The organism is Staphylococcus sp. HMSC62A08, from assembly GCF_001839105.1.
In the GTDB taxonomy this organism is placed as follows: Bacteria; Bacillota; Bacilli; order Staphylococcales; family Staphylococcaceae; genus Staphylococcus; species Staphylococcus caprae.
On record NZ_KV840047.1, the window covers coordinates 1 to 522 of the forward strand.

Below are 522 nucleotides of genomic sequence, written 5' to 3' on the forward strand. Positions count from 1 at the left end.
TCTACTAACCAGTGTTATAATGCACTTAACAAGGAATCCAGCATGGATACACCAATCCCCTCACTACCGCAAATAGTGAGGGGATTTTTGTAGGTGTGGCTATTGTCGCCTATTTGTCTTTGCGATTACGCAGCCAATGCGTAAATAACGCAATAATACAACCACTGATGACTGTGGTCATGATGTGAACAAGGATTTCCAACATGAATAACACCTCCTCCCTACGTCAAATTGACGCCTGAGAGATAGGCGACTCCATTATTATATCATCTGTATCTTTTGAAGCATATGTACTTCCGATAAGTCGTCTTATGTTATATAACTTTGTTTTTTTAGTACCTAGACAAGAAGAAACGCATTTCAAAATCATCCACCAAAAACTTGTCGAATGGTCGGTTTAATAGCTCACGCTATACCGACATTCGTCTACAAGTTTAGTTAAGGGTTCTTCTCAACGATCAATAAATTTTCTCGTCATAAATGCGTGTCCTATTATTTATTTTATTCACTTTAAATAAAAAA

General features: G+C 37.2%; 1 protein-coding gene. It reads right to left on the reverse strand.

Features of this window, described 5'->3' with window-relative positions; translation table 11 throughout:
• Positions 1 to 109 precede the first annotated feature (109 nt).
• The gene (locus tag HMPREF3264_RS12675) at positions 110 to 205 is read right to left on the reverse strand and encodes a type I toxin-antitoxin system Fst family toxin (protein WP_141764491.1); all 96 of its coding nucleotides are present in this window, start codon (positions 203 to 205) and stop codon (positions 110 to 112) included.
• Positions 206 to 522 lie beyond the last annotated feature (317 nt).

What these genes read in the sequence shown, in the direction of transcription:
- HMPREF3264_RS12675 (WP_141764491.1), bottom strand. Translation starts at nt 205, where the DNA reads ATGTTGGAAATCCTTGTTCACATCATGACCACAGTCATCAGTGGTTGT.